The following is a 16,093-nucleotide window of genomic DNA, read 5'->3' on the forward strand; positions in this document are numbered from 1 at the left end:
CACCGCGAGTCCCGCGTCGTGCGCGGCGTCGACCACGTCGGCATCGCCGAACCGCGACGCGTCGAAGCACGGTGCTCCCCGAATCGCGTCGATCGGGGGGTGCACGGCGGCCGCGTCGTGTCGGCGGGCGAACGACCTGCTGGTCTCCTCGTTTCACGAGGCCGCGCTCGCCGCGACCCGAGAGGTGTCGGAGTATCCGGTCGCACCGCTGTTCTCGGAGTCGATCGGCGACGCGCTGGCGATCGCCCGCCGACACGACGCGGCCGCCGTGCACCCCCCGATCGACGCGATTCGGGGAGCACCGTGCTTCGACGCGTCGCGGTTCGGCGATGCCGACGTGGTCGACGCCGCGCACGACGCGGGACTCGCGGTGAACGTCTGGACGGTGGAGACGTGGTACCAGACCGACCGGCTCGCGGCGGCCGGCGTCGACGGGGTGATCGCCGACTACTCGACCGTGCGAGAGCGGTGAACGGGGAGGCCGTGAACGCGGGAGGAGAAGTTTCCGAAATCGGGGAGGGTGATGGGTGTCGCAGTCCGCTTATCGCGCCGCCAGCCAGTCCGCGAAGCTCCCGGTGAGGAAGTCGGCGTAGTCGACGAGCCCGAGGTACAGCGAGACGATCACGACGATCACGATCGGGATCCGGACCGCCCAGAGCCACGCGTCGCCGAAGCCGCCGAGGCTGCCGATCCCCTTCTCCAGTTCGTCGCGGGCGAGATCGGGGATCACCCAGCCGACGAACAGGGCCAACAGCAGCGAGCCGAGCACGAGCAGGATGCCGTCGGCGAGCTTGTCGTACAGGTCGAGGAAGATCAGGTCGATAGTCACCGGCACGCCGAGCAGGAAGACGGCGACGCCGACCGCGACCGATGCCGGGATCCGGGCGACGCCGACCTCGTCGATCAGGTACGAGACGAGGACTTCGAGGATGCTGATCGCCGACGAGAGCGCCGCGATCCCGACCATGCCGAAGAAGACGACGCCGAGGATCCGGCCGCCGGGGATCCCGGCGAACGCCGACGTGAGGCTCACGAAGATCGCGCCGGGACCGCCCGTCCCGGGCTGGATACCGACGGAGAAGAGCACCGGGAAGACGACGAAGCCGACGAGGACGGCGACGAGCGTGTCAAGCGATGCGATGATGCCGGCGTCAGCAGCGAGGTTCCGGTCCTCGCCGAGGTAGGAGGCGTAGGTGATCATCACGCCCATCCCGAGCGACAGCGTGAAGAAGGCCTGCCCGGCGGCGGCCGGCAGGATCTCCGTCCAGTTGGCCGCGATCGTCCCGAAGTCGGGCGAGAGGTAGTAGCTGTACGCCGCGGTCGCGCCGTCGAGCGTGAACCCGTACGCGGCCAGCCCGAGGAGCAGCACCACGATCGCGGGGACCATGATCTTCACGCTCAGCTCGATTCCGCGCCTGACGCCGGCGGCGATGATGCCGATGACGAGCACCATGAACACGGCGTGGAACAGGAGCGTGTCGAGGCCCGTCGAGACCGTGCCGAACAGCGCGTTCGCCTCGGACGGATCGGTGAGCGTGAATCCCTCGGTGATGCCGATGAGGGTGTACCGGAGGAACCACCCCGCGACGACGCTGTAGTACGACAGGATGATGAAGCCGGTGACGACGAACAGCCAACCGGCGTACGACCAGACTCCGCTTCCCAGCTCCCGGAGCGCACCCACGGGATTCAGGTCGGTCCGGCGACCGATGACGAACTCGACGAGGATCGCCGGGAACCCGATCAGCGCGACGAACGCCAGATAGGTGATCAGAAACGACGACCCGCCGTACTGACCGGTGATGAACGGGAACCGCCAGATGTTCCCCAATCCGACTGCGCTACCGACCGCAGCGAGGATGAACCCCGCCCGTGTCGCCCATGTCTCGCGTGCCATGTGTGTACGAGACAAAATTCAGGACTGCTAAAAACGTGTCTCTCCGCCGCTCTAACCATTAACCATCGAATATGATCAATTGGTCACCTCTTCTCGAGCGAGCGGTTCGGCGTGTCGCGTCGGCTCCCGATCGGTTTCGCCGTCGCCCCGTCTGGGACCGTGAATTTAATAGCCGAACGGAAACCTCACGGGATATGGAACGCGTAGACGTCGCAATCGTGGGTGGCGGTCCGGCCGGGTCCTCCGCAGCGCACGCGGCCGCGACCGGCGGCGCCGACGCGCTCGTGCTCGAAAAGGGGGTTCCCCGCGCCGACCGCGACCGGCTCGGCCCCGACTCGACCGACGCCGCGGGCATCCTCGACTACTGGGTCGACATCATGGGGATCCACCCCGACGAGTTCGACGAGGGGGTCGTCCAGCGGGAGCTGACTCGCGCGGAGTTCCGCGGCCCGGACGAGTCGGCGACGCTCACGAGCACCGGGATCGACTCCTCGTACGACAACTTCGGCTACACCTTTCAGCGGGCCCGCTTCGACGACTGGCTCCGCGACCGCGCCGAGGACGCCGGCGCCGAGTACCGCACCGGCGTGTCGGTCCGCGGCGTCGACACCGACCCCGCCGTCTCGCCCGGGAGCGACGACCCCCGGCACGTCGTGGAGCTCGCCTCCGGCGACTCAGTCGGCGCCGACTTCGTCGTGCTCGCCGACGGCCCTCAGCGAACGGTGACGAACAGGGTGCTCGACGAGTACCTCCCCGCGGACGCCGCCGCCTCCGACCGCCTCGCGTCCCGGACGGCCAACCACATCGCGTATCAGGAGTACCGCCGCGTCCCCGAGGAGGTGTACGAGGAGGTGAACGACGCCATCGTCTTCTGGTGGGGCGTGATGCCCGGCGAGACCGCTTACCCGTGGATCTTCCCGAACGCCGACCGAGTCTGTCGGATCGGGCTCACGATGCCGATCGGCCTCGACATCGACGAATTCGACCGCGACGCATACGCGCTGCTCGACGCGGACGACGAGTCGATTCCGCAGGGCGGCGAGTACGTCCGCCGCCTCCTCGAGTGGCAGTACGGCGACGAGTACGACATCGACGAGGAGTTCCCCCTCGTCGATGAGGCTGGCAAGCGGAACGGCACCGAGACGTATCCGATCTCCTCGACGCGCCCCATCGACTCGCCGACCGGGGCCGGGATCGCCGTCGCCGGCGGCGCGATGGGCACCACCTCCGCCTTCCACGAGGGGGGCGACCACGTCGCGGTCCGAACCGGCGCGATCGCGGGCGAGCTCGCCGCCGCGGGCGACATGGCCCCCTACAACCGGCGGTGGAAGGAAGCGATCGGCGACGAGATCGTCCGGAACGTGACGATGGCGGACATGGTCGCGGAGTACGGTCCGGACGACTGGAACCGGATCATCGGCGCGGCCGACGCGATGCTCGCGGCGGAGGCCGGCGACGGACTGCTCTCGCACCCGTACCGCTCCGGCTGGGAGTCGGCGAAGCTCTTGGTGGGCTACAAGTGGAACAAACGGCGCGTGAAGAAGCACTACGTCGGCATCGACGAGAGCGAGTACGTCTACTGAGAGCGGGTCGCGCTCTGCGGTTCTCGGAGAGTCCTACCGAATGACCGGCGCGGAGAGCTCCCGCGGGTCGGTCGCGACCCCGTCGACATCGACCGGCTCGACCTCGTGTGTCGGCCACTGTCCCGTCTTGGTCAGCGTCTCGGTCAGATCGGGCGTCACGAGGTGGGTGTCCTCGCTTTTCGCTCCCCGGACGGTCGGATTCCACGCGTAGCCCATCGGCCACCGGACCGGCCGGTCGCTCTCGGGGGTCGCGATCCACTCCCGGCCCGCGAAGCCCGCCGCGCCGCCCTGGTGGTGTTCGCGCCACTCCTCCGCGAAGCCGACGGCCTCGTACGCCTCGCAGATCGCGTCGAACACGTCGCCGGCGGCGTCCGGTCCGTCGGCGTCGGTGAGGTCTCCGGCCGCGGCGGCTTCGGTCGCGGCGATCGCGGTCGCCTCGACGCGGGCGGCCGCGCGGTGACGCTCCTCCAGCCAGTCGGGGGCGTCGAACGCGACGGTGCGTGTCAGGGACGCGTACAGCCCGGCGCGCTCGGCGGTGACGGAGACGAGGGCGTAGTCGCCGAGCGCCGCGTCGCTCGGCGTGAAGTGGCGGTACCGTTGGGCGCGCTCCGCGCCCCCGACGAGCACGACCGGAGTGTCGACGTCGCGGGACGCCAGCGAGATGTCGATGCCGGCGGCGACCTCGTACTCCGGGTCCTCCGGTTCGAGGTTGCGGCAGACGGTCTCGACGGCGGCGGCGGCCTCGCGTCCGAGCTCGCGGTAGCGCTCGACGTCGTCCTCGGTGAGCGGCTGGCGGAGGCGGCTCCCGTCGACGCGCTCGAACCCCGGCACGTCGAAGTCGGCGGCGGCGGGCGTCGGGGAGCGCTCCGCCACGGCCTCGGCCAGCGAGTTCGCGTGCCACGGGAACGACTCGACGGCGACGGCGTCGGGGAGCTCCTCGTCGGCGAGCCGACCCGCCTCGATGTTGTCGGTGATCGCTCTGATCTCGCCGTCGTAGCCGGCGGCGGCGATCCCGGTGTCGGCGTCGGCGTCGACGACGTTGTCGCCGCCGGTGAGCCACGCGAATCCGTTCGGCTTGGCGAACCAGACCGCTTCGAGCCCGCGCTCGGCGAGATACGCGTCGAGCCTCTCGGTGCGGGCGGCGAGATCGACCATACCTGACGACTCTGCCCGAACCAGTAAAACCGGTCGAAACCGCTCCGATCCGCGGGAAACCCCGGCCCGAAACCGGAGAATCGGCTGACTGCGAACCCGTGCAGGCGACCGAAACGAAAGGTTCAATTATGTCCCCCGGATACGAAGAGATGCGTCAGTAAGCCCCTGCGGGTTGGTAGTCTAGTCCGGTTATGACACCTCCTTGACATGGAGGAGGCCGGCAGTTCAAATCTGCCCCAACCCACTCGCGCTACGCGCGTTTCTCAAGGAGACTGTCCCCGCGCCGTACCGGGGTTTGTTCCTTCCAGCGTTCTCAATTGAACTGCGGAGCAACGCTTCACGTCTCACCACAGAGCCGTACAGCGATTCACTCTCAAGGAGAGACGGAAGTGATAATAAACTGCCGGTAACTGCGTATTGAGGGTGATTACCGACGATCTCCTCACAGCCAACTGACCACATTCAACAAGGCGTATCTGGGGTTCTTTCTTTTATATACCAGATCATCTCTGTATTTCATAACCCCACCGTCATACAGCGATTCTCGCAACATAACTTAGTTGGCCTTGTTGTTGTGTAGACGTGGGAAGAGTAGAGTCATACTGATAGTAGAGGTGAAGTTGAGAAGTGTGGGGATACTAACTTCGACTCAATGTGTTGGATCGTTGGGCAGGTATAGAGGTGGGAGTTTCGGAGTCTAAGTCTGGGGGTATCGTGACTGAATATGGATAGGAAGAACAAAATCGAGGACCCCCACGTTTAACAGTACTTCCGCATAGGATACCACCTATCCAGATTCCATGTCTTCCGACACTTCCTCCGTTCCCACCGAGTTCGTTGCCGACGCCTTCGAGACGACTGTCGCCGATGACGAAGCCGACCGTCTCATCAAGACAATTGACGCCGCCGTTTCGAATCTCCGTGATCAGATAGAGGACGAAAAGCTCGAAAAGATGCTTCGTGCCGGCGCAGGCTCCTACCAGCTCAAGAGTGGAATGACCCGGGACGGCCTCCAACCTGAGTCCTTCACGCAGGACGCCGTCATCAACCCCCTGCTCGATGCGCTGGGGCACGAGTATTCGACTGAGGCCGGCGGACTCTCCGGTGGACAAACGCAGGTCGCCGATTATACTATCTCCCTCCGCGATCATCCCGAAATCGATTCTACTCGGCTCCTCATCGAAGCTGAACCCATCAATAAAGACCTCGATAGCCGCAAGCACGGGGTTGGACAAGTCCGGGATTGGCTCAGCCAGCGAGAGTTCGAGTCAGACTTCGGCTTCGCCACAGATGGCCTCCGGTGGGTTTTCGTCCGATATGACCCCGACTCCTACACACTCAACGTCATCGAAGAGGTGGACTTACAGCCTGTCTTTCTCGCCCTCTTCGAGAACCAAGTCGGGAAACGAGACGACCCCACGGAAGCCCTCTTCGACGCTGACCGTGACCGCGTCATCCGGTTTATCCGTACCTTTGAGTTCAAGAATTTTGTCTCGATTGCGGGAGACGCCCGCCAAGTAATCAAGGAGAAGAAGGAGGAGATCACCGACGAGTTCTACGACGACTACATCCGGTACGTCTTCGGCATCGTCAGCGACGAGGAAGAAACTGCCCGTTCACTCGTCGGCGACGGCGTCGTAGTTCCTGAGGAAGCGACCGAGGACAACGCTCGACTATTCGCAGTTGAGCTGATGAACCGTCTCGTCTTCATCAAGTTCCTCGAAGACAAGACACTCGTCGAACCCGACCTCCTCAGCACACTCAAAGATACCTACGAGAACGGGATGTACGCCGGCTCGTTCTACGAAGAGTTCTGTCAACCGCTGTTCTACGACGTGATGAACAACAAGCCGGACGACCGCCCCGAAGAGGTTCAGAACATCGATCTCTTCCAGAACATCCCGTACCTCAACGGCGGTCTCTTCCGGCCCACAATCAGCGGGGACGACTTCGAGGAGGAGGACTTCGACGTTCGGAACTCGGTTCTGTTCTCGATTATCAAACTGCTGGAGCGATACAGCTTCTCGGCAGAAGGCGCACCGACTGATCTCGACCCAAGCGTTCTCGGGAACGTCTTCGAGAAGACGATCAACTACATCACGAGCGACAACGCCGACACCAACAAGGAACTCGGAGCGTACTACACGCCGAGCGAAATAACGCGGTTCTCTGCCGAGGAAACTGTCCGTCCAGCGCTACTCGACCGCTTCCAGACCTATCTGGTCGAAGAACGTGATTGGCACGAACCGGAGGTAGCGAAGCACGATTCTGTGTATGGACTGGTTGAGGATTTGCCGGGAATCGAGAACCTCATAAACTCCCTTCTCGCTGAAGTTGACGAGTTCCGCGTCGTTGACCCTGCCTGTGGGAGTGGTCACTTCCTTACCAGCGTCCTCGAAGAGATCGTCAACATCCGGAAGGCCCTCTACGCACGGATGGAGTTCTACCCTGACGAGTACCGCTTGAAGAAGACGACCGTCCTAAACAACATCTATGGCGTTGACCTGATGGGGCCGGCGGTGGAGATAGCGAAACTACGGTGCTGGCTCTCGGTAATCTCCGAACTCGAAACGGAGAACGTGGACGACCTCGCAAATGACGACGCGCTCGCGCTCCCCAATATCGCGTTCAATCTACGAGAGGGGAACAGCCTCATCGGATATACGGGATTCCCCGAGATGAATGACGACGATCAATACCGTCTCGGGAGTTTCACCGAGGACAGCGTCCGTGACCGGTATCAGGGCATTATTGACGAAATCGAGAAACACGAGAAAGCTATCGACAGCGAAATGGCGGAGAAACACCGCCGCCGCGCCTTTGAGAAGCTACGAAACGCCCGTGAGGAACTGATAGACGACATTCACGCAGATTTCGTAGAGGCGGGGATTGACGACCTCAAGCCCGAGAAGGTGGCCGAACTGGAACCGTTCAATTGGGTGCTTGAGTTCGCGGAAGTGTACGCAGATGGTGGCTTTGACGTGGTCGTTGGAAATCCGCCGTGGGACAGAATCAAACCCCTCCGAGATGACTTCTTCACCCGCTACGACCGGGAATTTCGGACGCGTCTCCCCGAGGCGAAGGACGCCAAGCAAGAGGAGCTACTGGATGACCCGGAGATTGCGGAGGCGTGGGAGGAGTACAAGCGGAAGATCAAGGTTCAGGCGGATTACTTCAATAACGCTGACGCCTACGAGCTACAACGTCCCACGGTCGCAGGACGCACCGAAGGAACCGAGAACGACTTGTCCGCTCTGTTCCTCGAACGGGTATTCCAAATCGCCCGAGGGGATGGTTATGTGGCACAGGTGCTTCCCGGTGCTATCTTCAACGGGTCGTCCGCGAAAGATCTCCGGATGCACCTCCTTGACGAGACGACCATTCAGTCTCTCGTTACCTTCGAGAACAAGGGTATCTTCCCCGAAATCGACAACCGATACAACTTCGGCGTATTGTCCTTCGAGAACGGTGGAGACACGGACGACCTCCGGGCGACATTCCTTCAACGAGATGTTGGGGTTCTGGACGAGTTTGACGAGAAGGCGTTGAATATCCCCCGTCTGGTGCTGGCTCGGTACTCACCCGAGGCCCGAATCTTTCCCTATGTCGATTCGCAGGAAGAAGTGGATGTACTGACGAACATGCTTAATCATCCCTCTATCGCCGACGAATCACGGGAAGGTTGGCACGCAAAACCCTACCGGGAACTTGACCGGACTAATGACGCCGACCGATTCGTAGAAGACTCCTCGATGGGAGACTATCCCGTCCTTGGGGGGAGTAACATCTTCCAGTTCGTTCACGATAGCACGTACTTCGAGACAGACCCGCCCAAGTTCTGGAGCGTCGATGAAGAGAAAGACCCCGAACTAAGTGCGAAGCGTCGTATTCGAGAGAAGCAGTTCCGGAAGCTCAAGCGAGCCGTGTACGACGCCTTCGACGGGAGTGGGTCGCAAGTCGGGTTCGTCAACGACCTGCTGGCGGAACACCGTGGGAGCGAGCTTAGTGAAGATGACGTACTACTCGATTGTACCGAGTATCGCATCGCATACCGGGATATTGCCCGGTCATCGGATGAGAGGACACTGATTGGAGCGGTCATTCCGGAGGGTATCGTGTGCCACAACAAGCTTCACACAGTACGCCCTTACTCGATCGAACCAACCGAAGCCGAGCTTGAAGAAGATACCCTACACTCCGCCTATTCGCGTGTCTTCACGGACAAAGAATTGTTCGTCGCGCTCGGTCTCATCAACAGCCTTCCCTTCGATTTCCTGATGCGGACAAAGGTAGATTCGACCGTTGTGATGTACAAGTTCGAGGAGTCACAGGCTCCGGCGCTAACCGAGGGAGATGAGTGGTTCGAATACATCTGGACACGGGCCGCCCGCCTCAACTGCTACGGCGACGACTTCGAGGAGATGCGTGATCGACTTGGCGGGATCGAGCCGGCGACGAATATGGACGAACGCCGGGAGGCACAAGCCGAACTTGACGCCGCCGTATTCCACGCCTACGGGCTTGACCGCGAACAAACGGCGTTTGTGCTTGAGGACTTCCACCGCGTACAAAATCCTCGCCTGATGAACGAGGATTACTTTGAGTCGGTACTGGAGAAGTACGACGACCTTGCGTAGGGCTTACTCAGGGAGTTCTTGCCTCCCGTCTCTCACGCACGGCCAACAGGGGAAGTCGTCGGATAGTTCCGCACAGTCGCACTCCCCTGATTCCTCCGCATTGAGCGGCAGGGAGTCGTCGGGAGTTTCGTCCGTGATAGCTCCCCCGTCGGCGCGGAGTCGTTCTTCCAACGTCTGCCGGGCGGTTTCACCACCGTCTACCGTGGGGGTTGGGCAGTCAACAGCGGCTTGAAGCACCACGGGGCCGGCGACGGTCGCCAGCGCGACCTTGTGCTTACAGTCGTACTATGGCACGACGCGCTCTGTTGACAGATCGAGAGCGGGAACTCATTGAGGGGGAGAGTGAGTCGGATGATGACCTTCGGTATCAGGCTATCTCTCGCGTTCGTCGGAAGATCGAGGACGAGATGACGACTGACATGGAGATACTACGGGAACATCGTCCCGATCTCTACGAGGAACTTCGAGAGGTCGTGTGTGATCCCGAGTGAACCACTACATCGAGACGGCGTGAAAGCAACACGACTCGGTGGACCGAACTACCAGTTGGAACATCGACCGAGTGCGCCCGCTACGTATGTAAGTAAGTCCCTCCGAGAAATTTCTCGTCTGAGGTCAGGAATTTGGGCTACTGACCGGGCGATATTCCCGGCATAGAGTTCTTGGAAACAGAGAGTATGGGGGGTCGTGACAGCTCCCTGCTTTCCTCTCACGTAGTTCTATGACGTACCACCGGGTAATCATCGCGGAGCCTTTAGACGGCGTGACCAGCTTGCTGTTAGCGTGTAGGGACTGCGTCATTCCTCCTTGAGGGAAGTTGGTTGCTGGAAGCCTCTCGTTCGTTTATAAGTGATATTAACAACCGGTAGAATTACCCCGTCGCAGTACAGCGATTTCGCAACATAACTTAGTGGTTGTTGGTGGTGTGTGTTATGTGTGCTCTGTTGAATCCGATGACGGCACGGGGATCACGATCTCTGGAGACGCGATTATCTCGCACCTCATCGTCGAAGAGTTGGATCGATCCACCCTGTGATCTCAATTCTTCCACTCTCTGCCAAGATTCCATCTCTGAATTCTCTCGACAGCGCTCCTGAACTGAGGACAGAGTGACCCTAATCCCGACGCCTTCTGCGGATTCAACAGAGCAGTTATGTGTATATGAGAGTTAGATGGGGTTGTCTGGAACGTCAACATCTTCGTATTCGTTGAACTTCGGTTCCTCGACTATCCCTCGAAGGAACTTCGATGTAACATCCGGTTTGAAGTCTGATCCAAACTGTTCGTTGAACCAGTCCCACGTTGGTTTCCAGCCGTACTGTAGATGGCGGCACGCAACACGCATTCGCTCCTTGTGTGAGAGCGTGTCAATACCTTCCTGTTCAGCTTTCCGCTGAAGCGCTTCCGCTTCAGTTTGTGGGTTCTCTCGGGCAGGCCAGATTGTCCGCGATTCCTCGTCAGAGGTCGCCGTCCTCGATGTAGTTGTCTCCTGCGAGCTGGACATACCGGAACCAGATGAGCCTACATCATACCCCTCCTCGGAGAGACAGTCGAGTGCGGTGTCACGACCGCCCTCCTCGCTCAAAAGCGCATGGCCGACAACGGTGGCTTCCCACGAGGAGACGCTGAAGATTCGAGAACTCCCACTCTTTCCGCCGATAATGACGATCTTCTCGCCGACTTCGTAGTCCCACTTTCGGTAGTCCTTCTTCGACAACTGGAGCGGCGCGTGTACGTCCTGCTTGGTGAACTCACCGTCACCCCCAACAGCACCATAGAAGTACGCTGGCACCATCGTCGCGCCTCCACGCTTGTCTCTGCGAGCGAATGGCCCGCCTTTGACACGCACTGCGGCGACACTCCGAGGATTTCCGGAGGCGAGAGCATACGGGGAGAACTCCTGCGTGTTGTACATCGACCACTCCGGCACGTCAGCGGAGTCTTCGGGATACGCCACCTGCTCGATGAGTGGAGTCTCGATCTCGTTCTCCAGCTCATCGTGCGCGAACTCCAAGAGCGTCTTCTCGGGATCAAGCACCTGAAACAGATTCTGCGGTTGATTCACTTCAGGTCCAACTGTCCCGACAGTCAGGCTCTCCTGTCCGAACATATCCCACAGCACATCTGCATACGTTGCAGGCGTGTTTGGATTCGTACCGTTTGCCTCACGGAAGATGCGAGTTCTGTCCCACGTTGGTTCGATCTCGACCTTTGGTATGCCGGAGTTGGAATGTTCGACACCGGGGAGTCGGAATAGGCGCTTCCGCGAGTACAGCCCCAAATCGAGGTCTGCGTCTGCGTCCTCGCAGAAGGCTTCAGCCAATTCTTTCAGCCGTTCCCGATCCGCTTCTCCTGAGACGAACCGGGGAACGTGAACGTGGATGGATCGATTTCCCGAGAAGTAGAGCGTACACGTGTTAAACGGGACTTCGAGGTAATCATCGACGAACTCCTGAAACCACGTGATGAGCGTGTCCGGACCCACCTCGTGGTATGCGTCGGATTCGATATGAACGGGACAGAGTACGCGGTCATCCTCCTCACACTCGTCCTGAATCTCCTTCGCTATCGAGGAACCACCCTTGATTTCGTAACCTGTCTCGAACTCGTCTTGCCGCTCGTACTGCTCTCTCGGAACCTTGTAGATGGGGCTGGCAGTATTGGCACCCTCGGGAATGGGATCGAAGATCGTTCGGAGTTTCGGTTCCCGCTTTGGCCCCTTTTCTTCAGGGAAACCGTACTGGACGCACGCGCGATAATTATTCGACGTTTTCGCTGTACTGGATGACGTTGTCGACGTAGATGTATCTGTACTCATATGTTAGAGGCTAAAGAAGGCTCTCAGCAATTCGCGATCCTCTTCGCCTCAATGAACTGACACTCAGAGAGGCATCGATAGTTGCGACTCGTAAGTTGGGAGTCCCGCGAGAATCTGCCTTCATTGTAATAACAACGTCCAAGCGTAAATAGATACCGAAATCCGCAGACGGCGTCGTCATTCCAGCAAATAAATCAAGGAGATTGAGGACAGTCTTGGGCGCTCGAACCCCCAGAGTTGCGGGCGAGATGCAGTTGAAGAAACGGAGTTGCTACTCCATCCCAAACTCTTCGCGGCGAAGTTCTCGCTTTTCACTCTCCGTCCGAGCATCGTAGTGCTTCTCCAGCGTCTTTACGGAGACGTTCATCCTATCGGAGAGGAGTTCCTTCGTGTGGCCGTCGTTGAGCCATGCCGTGATCGCAGAACGACGAATTGCGTGAGGGGGAACTGAACCGGGACACCGTGCCGCCGCGTCCCGTCGCTGTGCGGCTTCGCAACTATCTGGATCTCTACCGTGAGGACAGTTGTCCGCGTGCACGCAGGGTCGCGTCATCGAGTTGATGTGGCCGCGTATGTTCGACCGAACCGGACGACCTTGTTCCGTAGTGATTAGCGGTTTTCGTCCGTGGTCATCGGTTACGTCGTGCCTGTACATCTCGACGTAGTCGTCGATCACGTCGCACACCCACTCGTGGAGGTTCACTTCACGTTCGGCTCCGTACTTGTTCTTGAGCGGTGTACCAGTCTCCGCACGGTGTTCCACCTCAATGAACTGTTCCCCTGAGTGGTAGTCTTCGAGATCGATCGCTCGGAGAGTTCCTACACGGAACCCCGTGTCCCACAGGAGCGAGAACACCGTATGTTTCAACGTCCCGTGTTCGTACTTCTGGAGGTACTGGAGGATCTGTGCCGCCGTCTCCGAGTCGATCATCGTGTCCCGAGAGTCGTCTTCGGGAACCGGCATTAGGATGTTCTCCGCGAGGCCTTCCACCAGACTGCGTGATTCACACCATCGGAGAAAGACGCGAAGGACAGTCATCTGGTTATAGAGGGTGACTTTGTTGATGCCGTCCTCGTCCCGACGGTGGATCTTGAAGTCGGAGATATGGAATCCGTCGAGTTCGTTGACGTAGTCCAGACCTTCGTTGTCGCACCACTCTATGAACTGTGACAGCAGGGAGGAGTGGTTGTAATAGGTGGACTCGGAAATGTCTGCCCGGCGTTCGTTTAGATACCGTTCTACTGCGCGTTGGGGTTCGATTTGTCGGGTCATCTGTGTTTCCGAATCGCCCGACCCTGTGTGGTACGCGCGCGGCGTTATACCGCAGATCTTGACTTGGCTGGAGCGCCGAATCCGCCGCAGGCGGGCACGAGAGGCGCTGAGGAGGCCGGCAGTTCAAATCTGCCCCAACCCACTTCTACTTCATTCCAGTTCGGTAGCGACCGATGTTCGACCAGGTTGTCGGAGGAGTGACCCTTTTCCCGAGTCGATCCGCGGAAGGTACAAGCCGCTCGTCGTGTAACGGTATGGCATGTCATCACCACTTGCGGACGAGCCGGTCGAGCCCGCAGACGAGGGAGCCGAACCGCTGACCGACGACGAGTACGCTGACCACCTCGCCGAGCTCGGTCCGGACTGGGAGGTCGTCGACGACCACCACCTCGAAGCGACCTACGAGTTCGACGATTTCGCCGGCGCGCTGGCGTTCACGAACGAGGTCGGCGAACTCGCCGAGGAGGAGTGGCACCACCCCGACATCCACCTCTCGTGGGGCGAGGTGGGGATCGAGATGTGGAGCCACGACATCGGCGGGCTCCACGAGTCCGACTTCGTGATGGCCGCGCGGATGGACCGGATCTACGACGCGTACGACGACTGAGTCGTGGGCAGTCGGGAGGGAGACGCCGAGTCGCCGCGGGCGGTCACCGTGTCGCCGTCGAATGGTTACCGAACCGCTCCGGCTGGCCGGCGAGGCAACGAACGGCTTTAAACCCCTCCCGACGGAAATGGGAGTAATGAGCGCGAACGTCTTCCTGGTCCCGATTGACCCGGAGAACTTCGATCGAACGGTCCGGTCTGCGGTCGACCTCACCGAGTACGACGACCGGCCGGATGACCTCGCCGACCTCGACGAGGCCCGCCTGTGGGCCGTCGACGACGACAGCGGAAACGGCTCGACGTTCGAGCGGATGAGCGAGGGGGACCTCCTCCTCTTCTACCACGACGGCGAGTACCTCGCCACCGGTCGGGTGGGAACCACCTTCGAGGACGAGGACCGCTGGGTCTCCAGCACGTTCTGGACCGCGTTCCCGACGACGCGCGTGTACACCGTCACCGACTTCGCGGCCGTCTCCGCCCCGAAACGTGCGGTCAACGCCATCTTCGACTACTCCAAGTCGTACACCCCCGGCTTCATGCGCGTCGCCGACAGCCGAGTGAACGCCGATCTCTCCTCGATCGAGTCCGCCATCGACCACTACTCGAAGCGGAACGCCTGATCCGACCGTCGGCGTTCGGCTCCGACCGCCTTCCCGCGCGGATCGGGGACCGACTTCGCTTCGATTCCCCGCTAAACCGCTTCCAACAGCGTCTCGTAGGCGTGCCCGTAGCGCTCCGCGACGCGGGCCGGGTCGCCGCGCTCGTCGCTCGAGAGCGCCGGTAGATCGACGGTCGCCAGCGGCTCGATCATCTCGGTGACGGTTCCGGTGTGCTCCTCCATCGTCCCCTCGCGCGGGCTGCCGGACGCGACCGTCCGCGCCTTCGCGTATCGGTCGCCGGCGTAGACGCGCGCACGACCGGGATCGACGACCGCCACCGCGTCGGGCGCGACCGGCCCCTCTCGCGGGAGCGCCCCGGCGATGTCCGCGTACGACTCGACGACGACGGGCACCGTCGCGGCCGCGACCCGCGCCGCGATCCGGTCGAACGCCGGGAGGTAGTCGGCCGCCATCACGTCGTTGAACGCCGCCACGTCGTCGACTCTGGTGGCCGCCGCGAGCGGGAGTCGGTCGGTGAGGCCGTCGGGGAGGAGTCCCGCCGCCTCCGCCGCCCCGTTGACGACGAACCGGGACCCGTCCTCGGTCGTCACCCGATCGCAGAGAAACGTCCGGTCCGTGTCGCCGAGCATCCCGGTCCGGCCGGGTGTCGGCCGCCAGAGGCGGTGGACCGGATTGATCGACTCCGGGGTGACCGCCTCGGGCCGGCGCCGCTCGTCGGGCACCGGCAGCGAGCGCGTGCTCGCTGCCGCGAGTCGTCGCGCGTCTTTCCCGTAGAGCCGGCCCGCATCGCTCGCGATCCGGTAGTCGTCGTGGTCGTACCAGTAGTCGTTGCCGGCGCGGGGTTTGACGCCGATCGCGTCGCCGGCCCGGTCGGCGAGGCTCGCCACCAACCCGGTCGAGAACGTCGTCTTGCCGGCGTCGACGCGGGCGCCGCCGGCGACGAGGACCACCGTCGCGTCGGATCGCTCCCGGCTCACGCTCCGTCTCGTAGGTCAGCGTTTTCGGCCTCTCCGTCGCTCTCTCCGCCGTCGACGGCGTGGGGCGCGACCCCGTAGTAGCCGGGACCGTCCTCAGCCAGCGGCTCCGCGATCACGAGATCGTCCGCGTGGGTCATCACCCACGGGATCGCCCAGTCGATCAGCACGGCCTCGGTGTCGGGGTCGATCTCGGCGTCGGGCTCCAACTCCTGTAGCAGCCGGGCGATCTCCGGGACCGTGTACATCTGATCGGGCTCGAACAGCTCCGCCGGCTCGTAGAAGTCACACGGATACGTCGCGTCGAACGTCGACTTCGGCTCGGGCATGGGCGCCGCTACGGCGTCGCGTCCGTAAACGCTGCCGATACGGGCGGCGACGAACCACTCTGCGGTCCGGGAGACGGCGCTAACGCTCTGTGGGTCGGGTGCGAAAAAATTCGGGGTTCGACGCGCGTCCGGGCGCGGTCCGGTGGAACGTTACTCGAAGAGTTCGACGGCCTGCTCGTATCGGGTCGACGGCTCTTCCCA

12 protein-coding genes and 1 tRNA gene are annotated in these 16,093 nt (G+C 61.6%); 7 read left to right on the top strand and 6 right to left on the bottom strand.

Annotation, left to right across the window (positions count from 1 at the left end; translation table 11 throughout):
- Positions 1–472: glycerophosphodiester phosphodiesterase (locus DJ69_RS03715; protein WP_144050377.1), on the top strand; the 472-nt coding region annotated here is incomplete at its 5' end.
- Positions 473–541: 69 nt separating this feature from the next.
- Here DJ69_RS03715 and DJ69_RS03720 read toward each other — a convergent pair.
- Positions 542–1,897: a sodium-dependent transporter gene (locus DJ69_RS03720; RefSeq protein WP_099254360.1), complete on the bottom strand. Its 1,356-nt coding sequence runs from the start codon at positions 1,895–1,897 to the stop codon at positions 542–544.
- Between the two features lie 194 nt (positions 1,898–2,091).
- On the opposite strand from DJ69_RS03720, the gene DJ69_RS03725 reads away from it, so the two are divergent.
- Positions 2,092–3,480, top strand: a complete 1,389-nt coding sequence (locus tag DJ69_RS03725) for an NAD(P)/FAD-dependent oxidoreductase (protein ID WP_099254361.1) — start codon at positions 2,092–2,094, stop codon at positions 3,478–3,480.
- Positions 3,481–3,513: 33 nt separating this feature from the next.
- Here DJ69_RS03725 and DJ69_RS03730 read toward each other — a convergent pair whose 3' ends face one another.
- Entirely contained in the window at positions 3,514–4,635 is a 1,122-nt protein-coding gene (locus DJ69_RS03730; RefSeq protein WP_099254362.1) for a M24 family metallopeptidase, read from the bottom strand.
- A 169-nt stretch (positions 4,636–4,804) separates the two neighbouring features.
- On the opposite strand from DJ69_RS03730, the gene DJ69_RS03735 reads away from it, so the two are divergent.
- From DJ69_RS03735 to DJ69_RS03750, 3 genes are all read left to right on the top strand, one after another.
- A tRNA-Val gene (locus tag DJ69_RS03735) sits at positions 4,805–4,879 on the top strand.
- Between the two features lie 556 nt (positions 4,880–5,435).
- Complete coding sequence (locus DJ69_RS03740; protein WP_099254363.1) at positions 5,436–9,272, top strand: Eco57I restriction-modification methylase domain-containing protein; 3,837 nt, start codon at positions 5,436–5,438, stop codon at positions 9,270–9,272.
- A 305-nt stretch (positions 9,273–9,577) separates the two neighbouring features.
- Complete coding sequence (locus DJ69_RS03750) at positions 9,578–9,763, top strand: hypothetical protein (protein WP_394338349.1); 186 nt, start codon at positions 9,578–9,580, stop codon at positions 9,761–9,763.
- A gap of 677 nt (positions 9,764–10,440) precedes the next feature.
- Here the strand turns inward: DJ69_RS03750 and DJ69_RS03755 are convergent.
- Both DJ69_RS03755 and DJ69_RS03760 read right to left on the bottom strand, forming a co-directional pair.
- Positions 10,441–12,090, bottom strand: a complete 1,650-nt coding sequence (locus DJ69_RS03755; protein WP_218962296.1) for a hypothetical protein — start codon at positions 12,088–12,090, stop codon at positions 10,441–10,443.
- Between the two features lie 271 nt (positions 12,091–12,361).
- Positions 12,362–13,363: a tyrosine-type recombinase/integrase gene (locus DJ69_RS03760; protein ID WP_099254366.1), complete on the bottom strand. Its 1,002-nt coding sequence runs from the start codon at positions 13,361–13,363 to the stop codon at positions 12,362–12,364.
- 259 nt (positions 13,364–13,622) lie between these two features.
- Here DJ69_RS03760 and DJ69_RS03765 point away from each other — a divergent pair, with 259 nt between their 5' ends.
- On the top strand, positions 13,623–13,970 hold the full coding sequence (locus tag DJ69_RS03765) for a 4a-hydroxytetrahydrobiopterin dehydratase (RefSeq protein WP_099254367.1): 348 nt from the start codon (positions 13,623–13,625) through the stop codon (positions 13,968–13,970).
- 136 nt (positions 13,971–14,106) lie between these two features.
- Positions 14,107–14,589: a hypothetical protein gene (locus DJ69_RS03770; RefSeq protein WP_099254368.1), complete on the top strand. Its 483-nt coding sequence runs from the start codon at positions 14,107–14,109 to the stop codon at positions 14,587–14,589.
- 71 nt (positions 14,590–14,660) lie between these two features.
- Here the strand turns inward: DJ69_RS03770 and DJ69_RS03775 are convergent, their stop codons facing one another.
- Positions 14,661–15,566, bottom strand: a complete 906-nt coding sequence (locus tag DJ69_RS03775) for an ATPase (protein WP_099254369.1) — start codon at positions 15,564–15,566, stop codon at positions 14,661–14,663.
- On the bottom strand, positions 15,563–15,892 hold the full coding sequence (locus DJ69_RS03780; protein WP_099254370.1) for a DUF5827 family protein: 330 nt from the start codon (positions 15,890–15,892) through the stop codon (positions 15,563–15,565). Before DJ69_RS03780 ends, DJ69_RS03775 begins: the two co-directional genes overlap by 4 nt.
- Between the last annotated feature and the right edge of the window lie 201 nt (positions 15,893–16,093).

This window comes from Halorubrum persicum, from assembly GCF_002727125.1.
Lineage (GTDB): Archaea > Halobacteriota > Halobacteria > Halobacteriales > Haloferacaceae > Halorubrum > Halorubrum persicum.

Bases quoted from the DNA above. Each gene is read 5' to 3' on its own strand.
- DJ69_RS03720 (WP_099254360.1), bottom strand. From the start codon at position 1,897: ATGGCACGCGAGACATGGGCGACACGGGCGGGGTTCATCCTCGCTGCG.
- DJ69_RS03725 (WP_099254361.1), top strand. From the start codon at position 2,092: ATGGAACGCGTAGACGTCGCAATCGTGGGTGGCGGTCCGGCCGGGTCC.
- DJ69_RS03730 (WP_099254362.1), bottom strand. From the start codon at position 4,635: ATGGTCGATCTCGCCGCCCGCACCGAGAGGCTCGACGCGTATCTCGCC.
- DJ69_RS03740 (WP_099254363.1), top strand. From the start codon at position 5,436: ATGTCTTCCGACACTTCCTCCGTTCCCACCGAGTTCGTTGCCGACGCC.
- DJ69_RS03755 (WP_218962296.1), bottom strand. From the start codon at position 12,090: ATGAGTACAGATACATCTACGTCGACAACGTCATCCAGTACAGCGAAA.
- DJ69_RS03760 (WP_099254366.1), bottom strand. From the start codon at position 13,363: ATGACCCGACAAATCGAACCCCAACGCGCAGTAGAACGGTATCTAAAC.
- DJ69_RS03765 (WP_099254367.1), top strand. From the start codon at position 13,623: ATGTCATCACCACTTGCGGACGAGCCGGTCGAGCCCGCAGACGAGGGA.
- DJ69_RS03770 (WP_099254368.1), top strand. From the start codon at position 14,107: ATGAGCGCGAACGTCTTCCTGGTCCCGATTGACCCGGAGAACTTCGAT.
- DJ69_RS03780 (WP_099254370.1), bottom strand. From the start codon at position 15,892: ATGCCCGAGCCGAAGTCGACGTTCGACGCGACGTATCCGTGTGACTTC.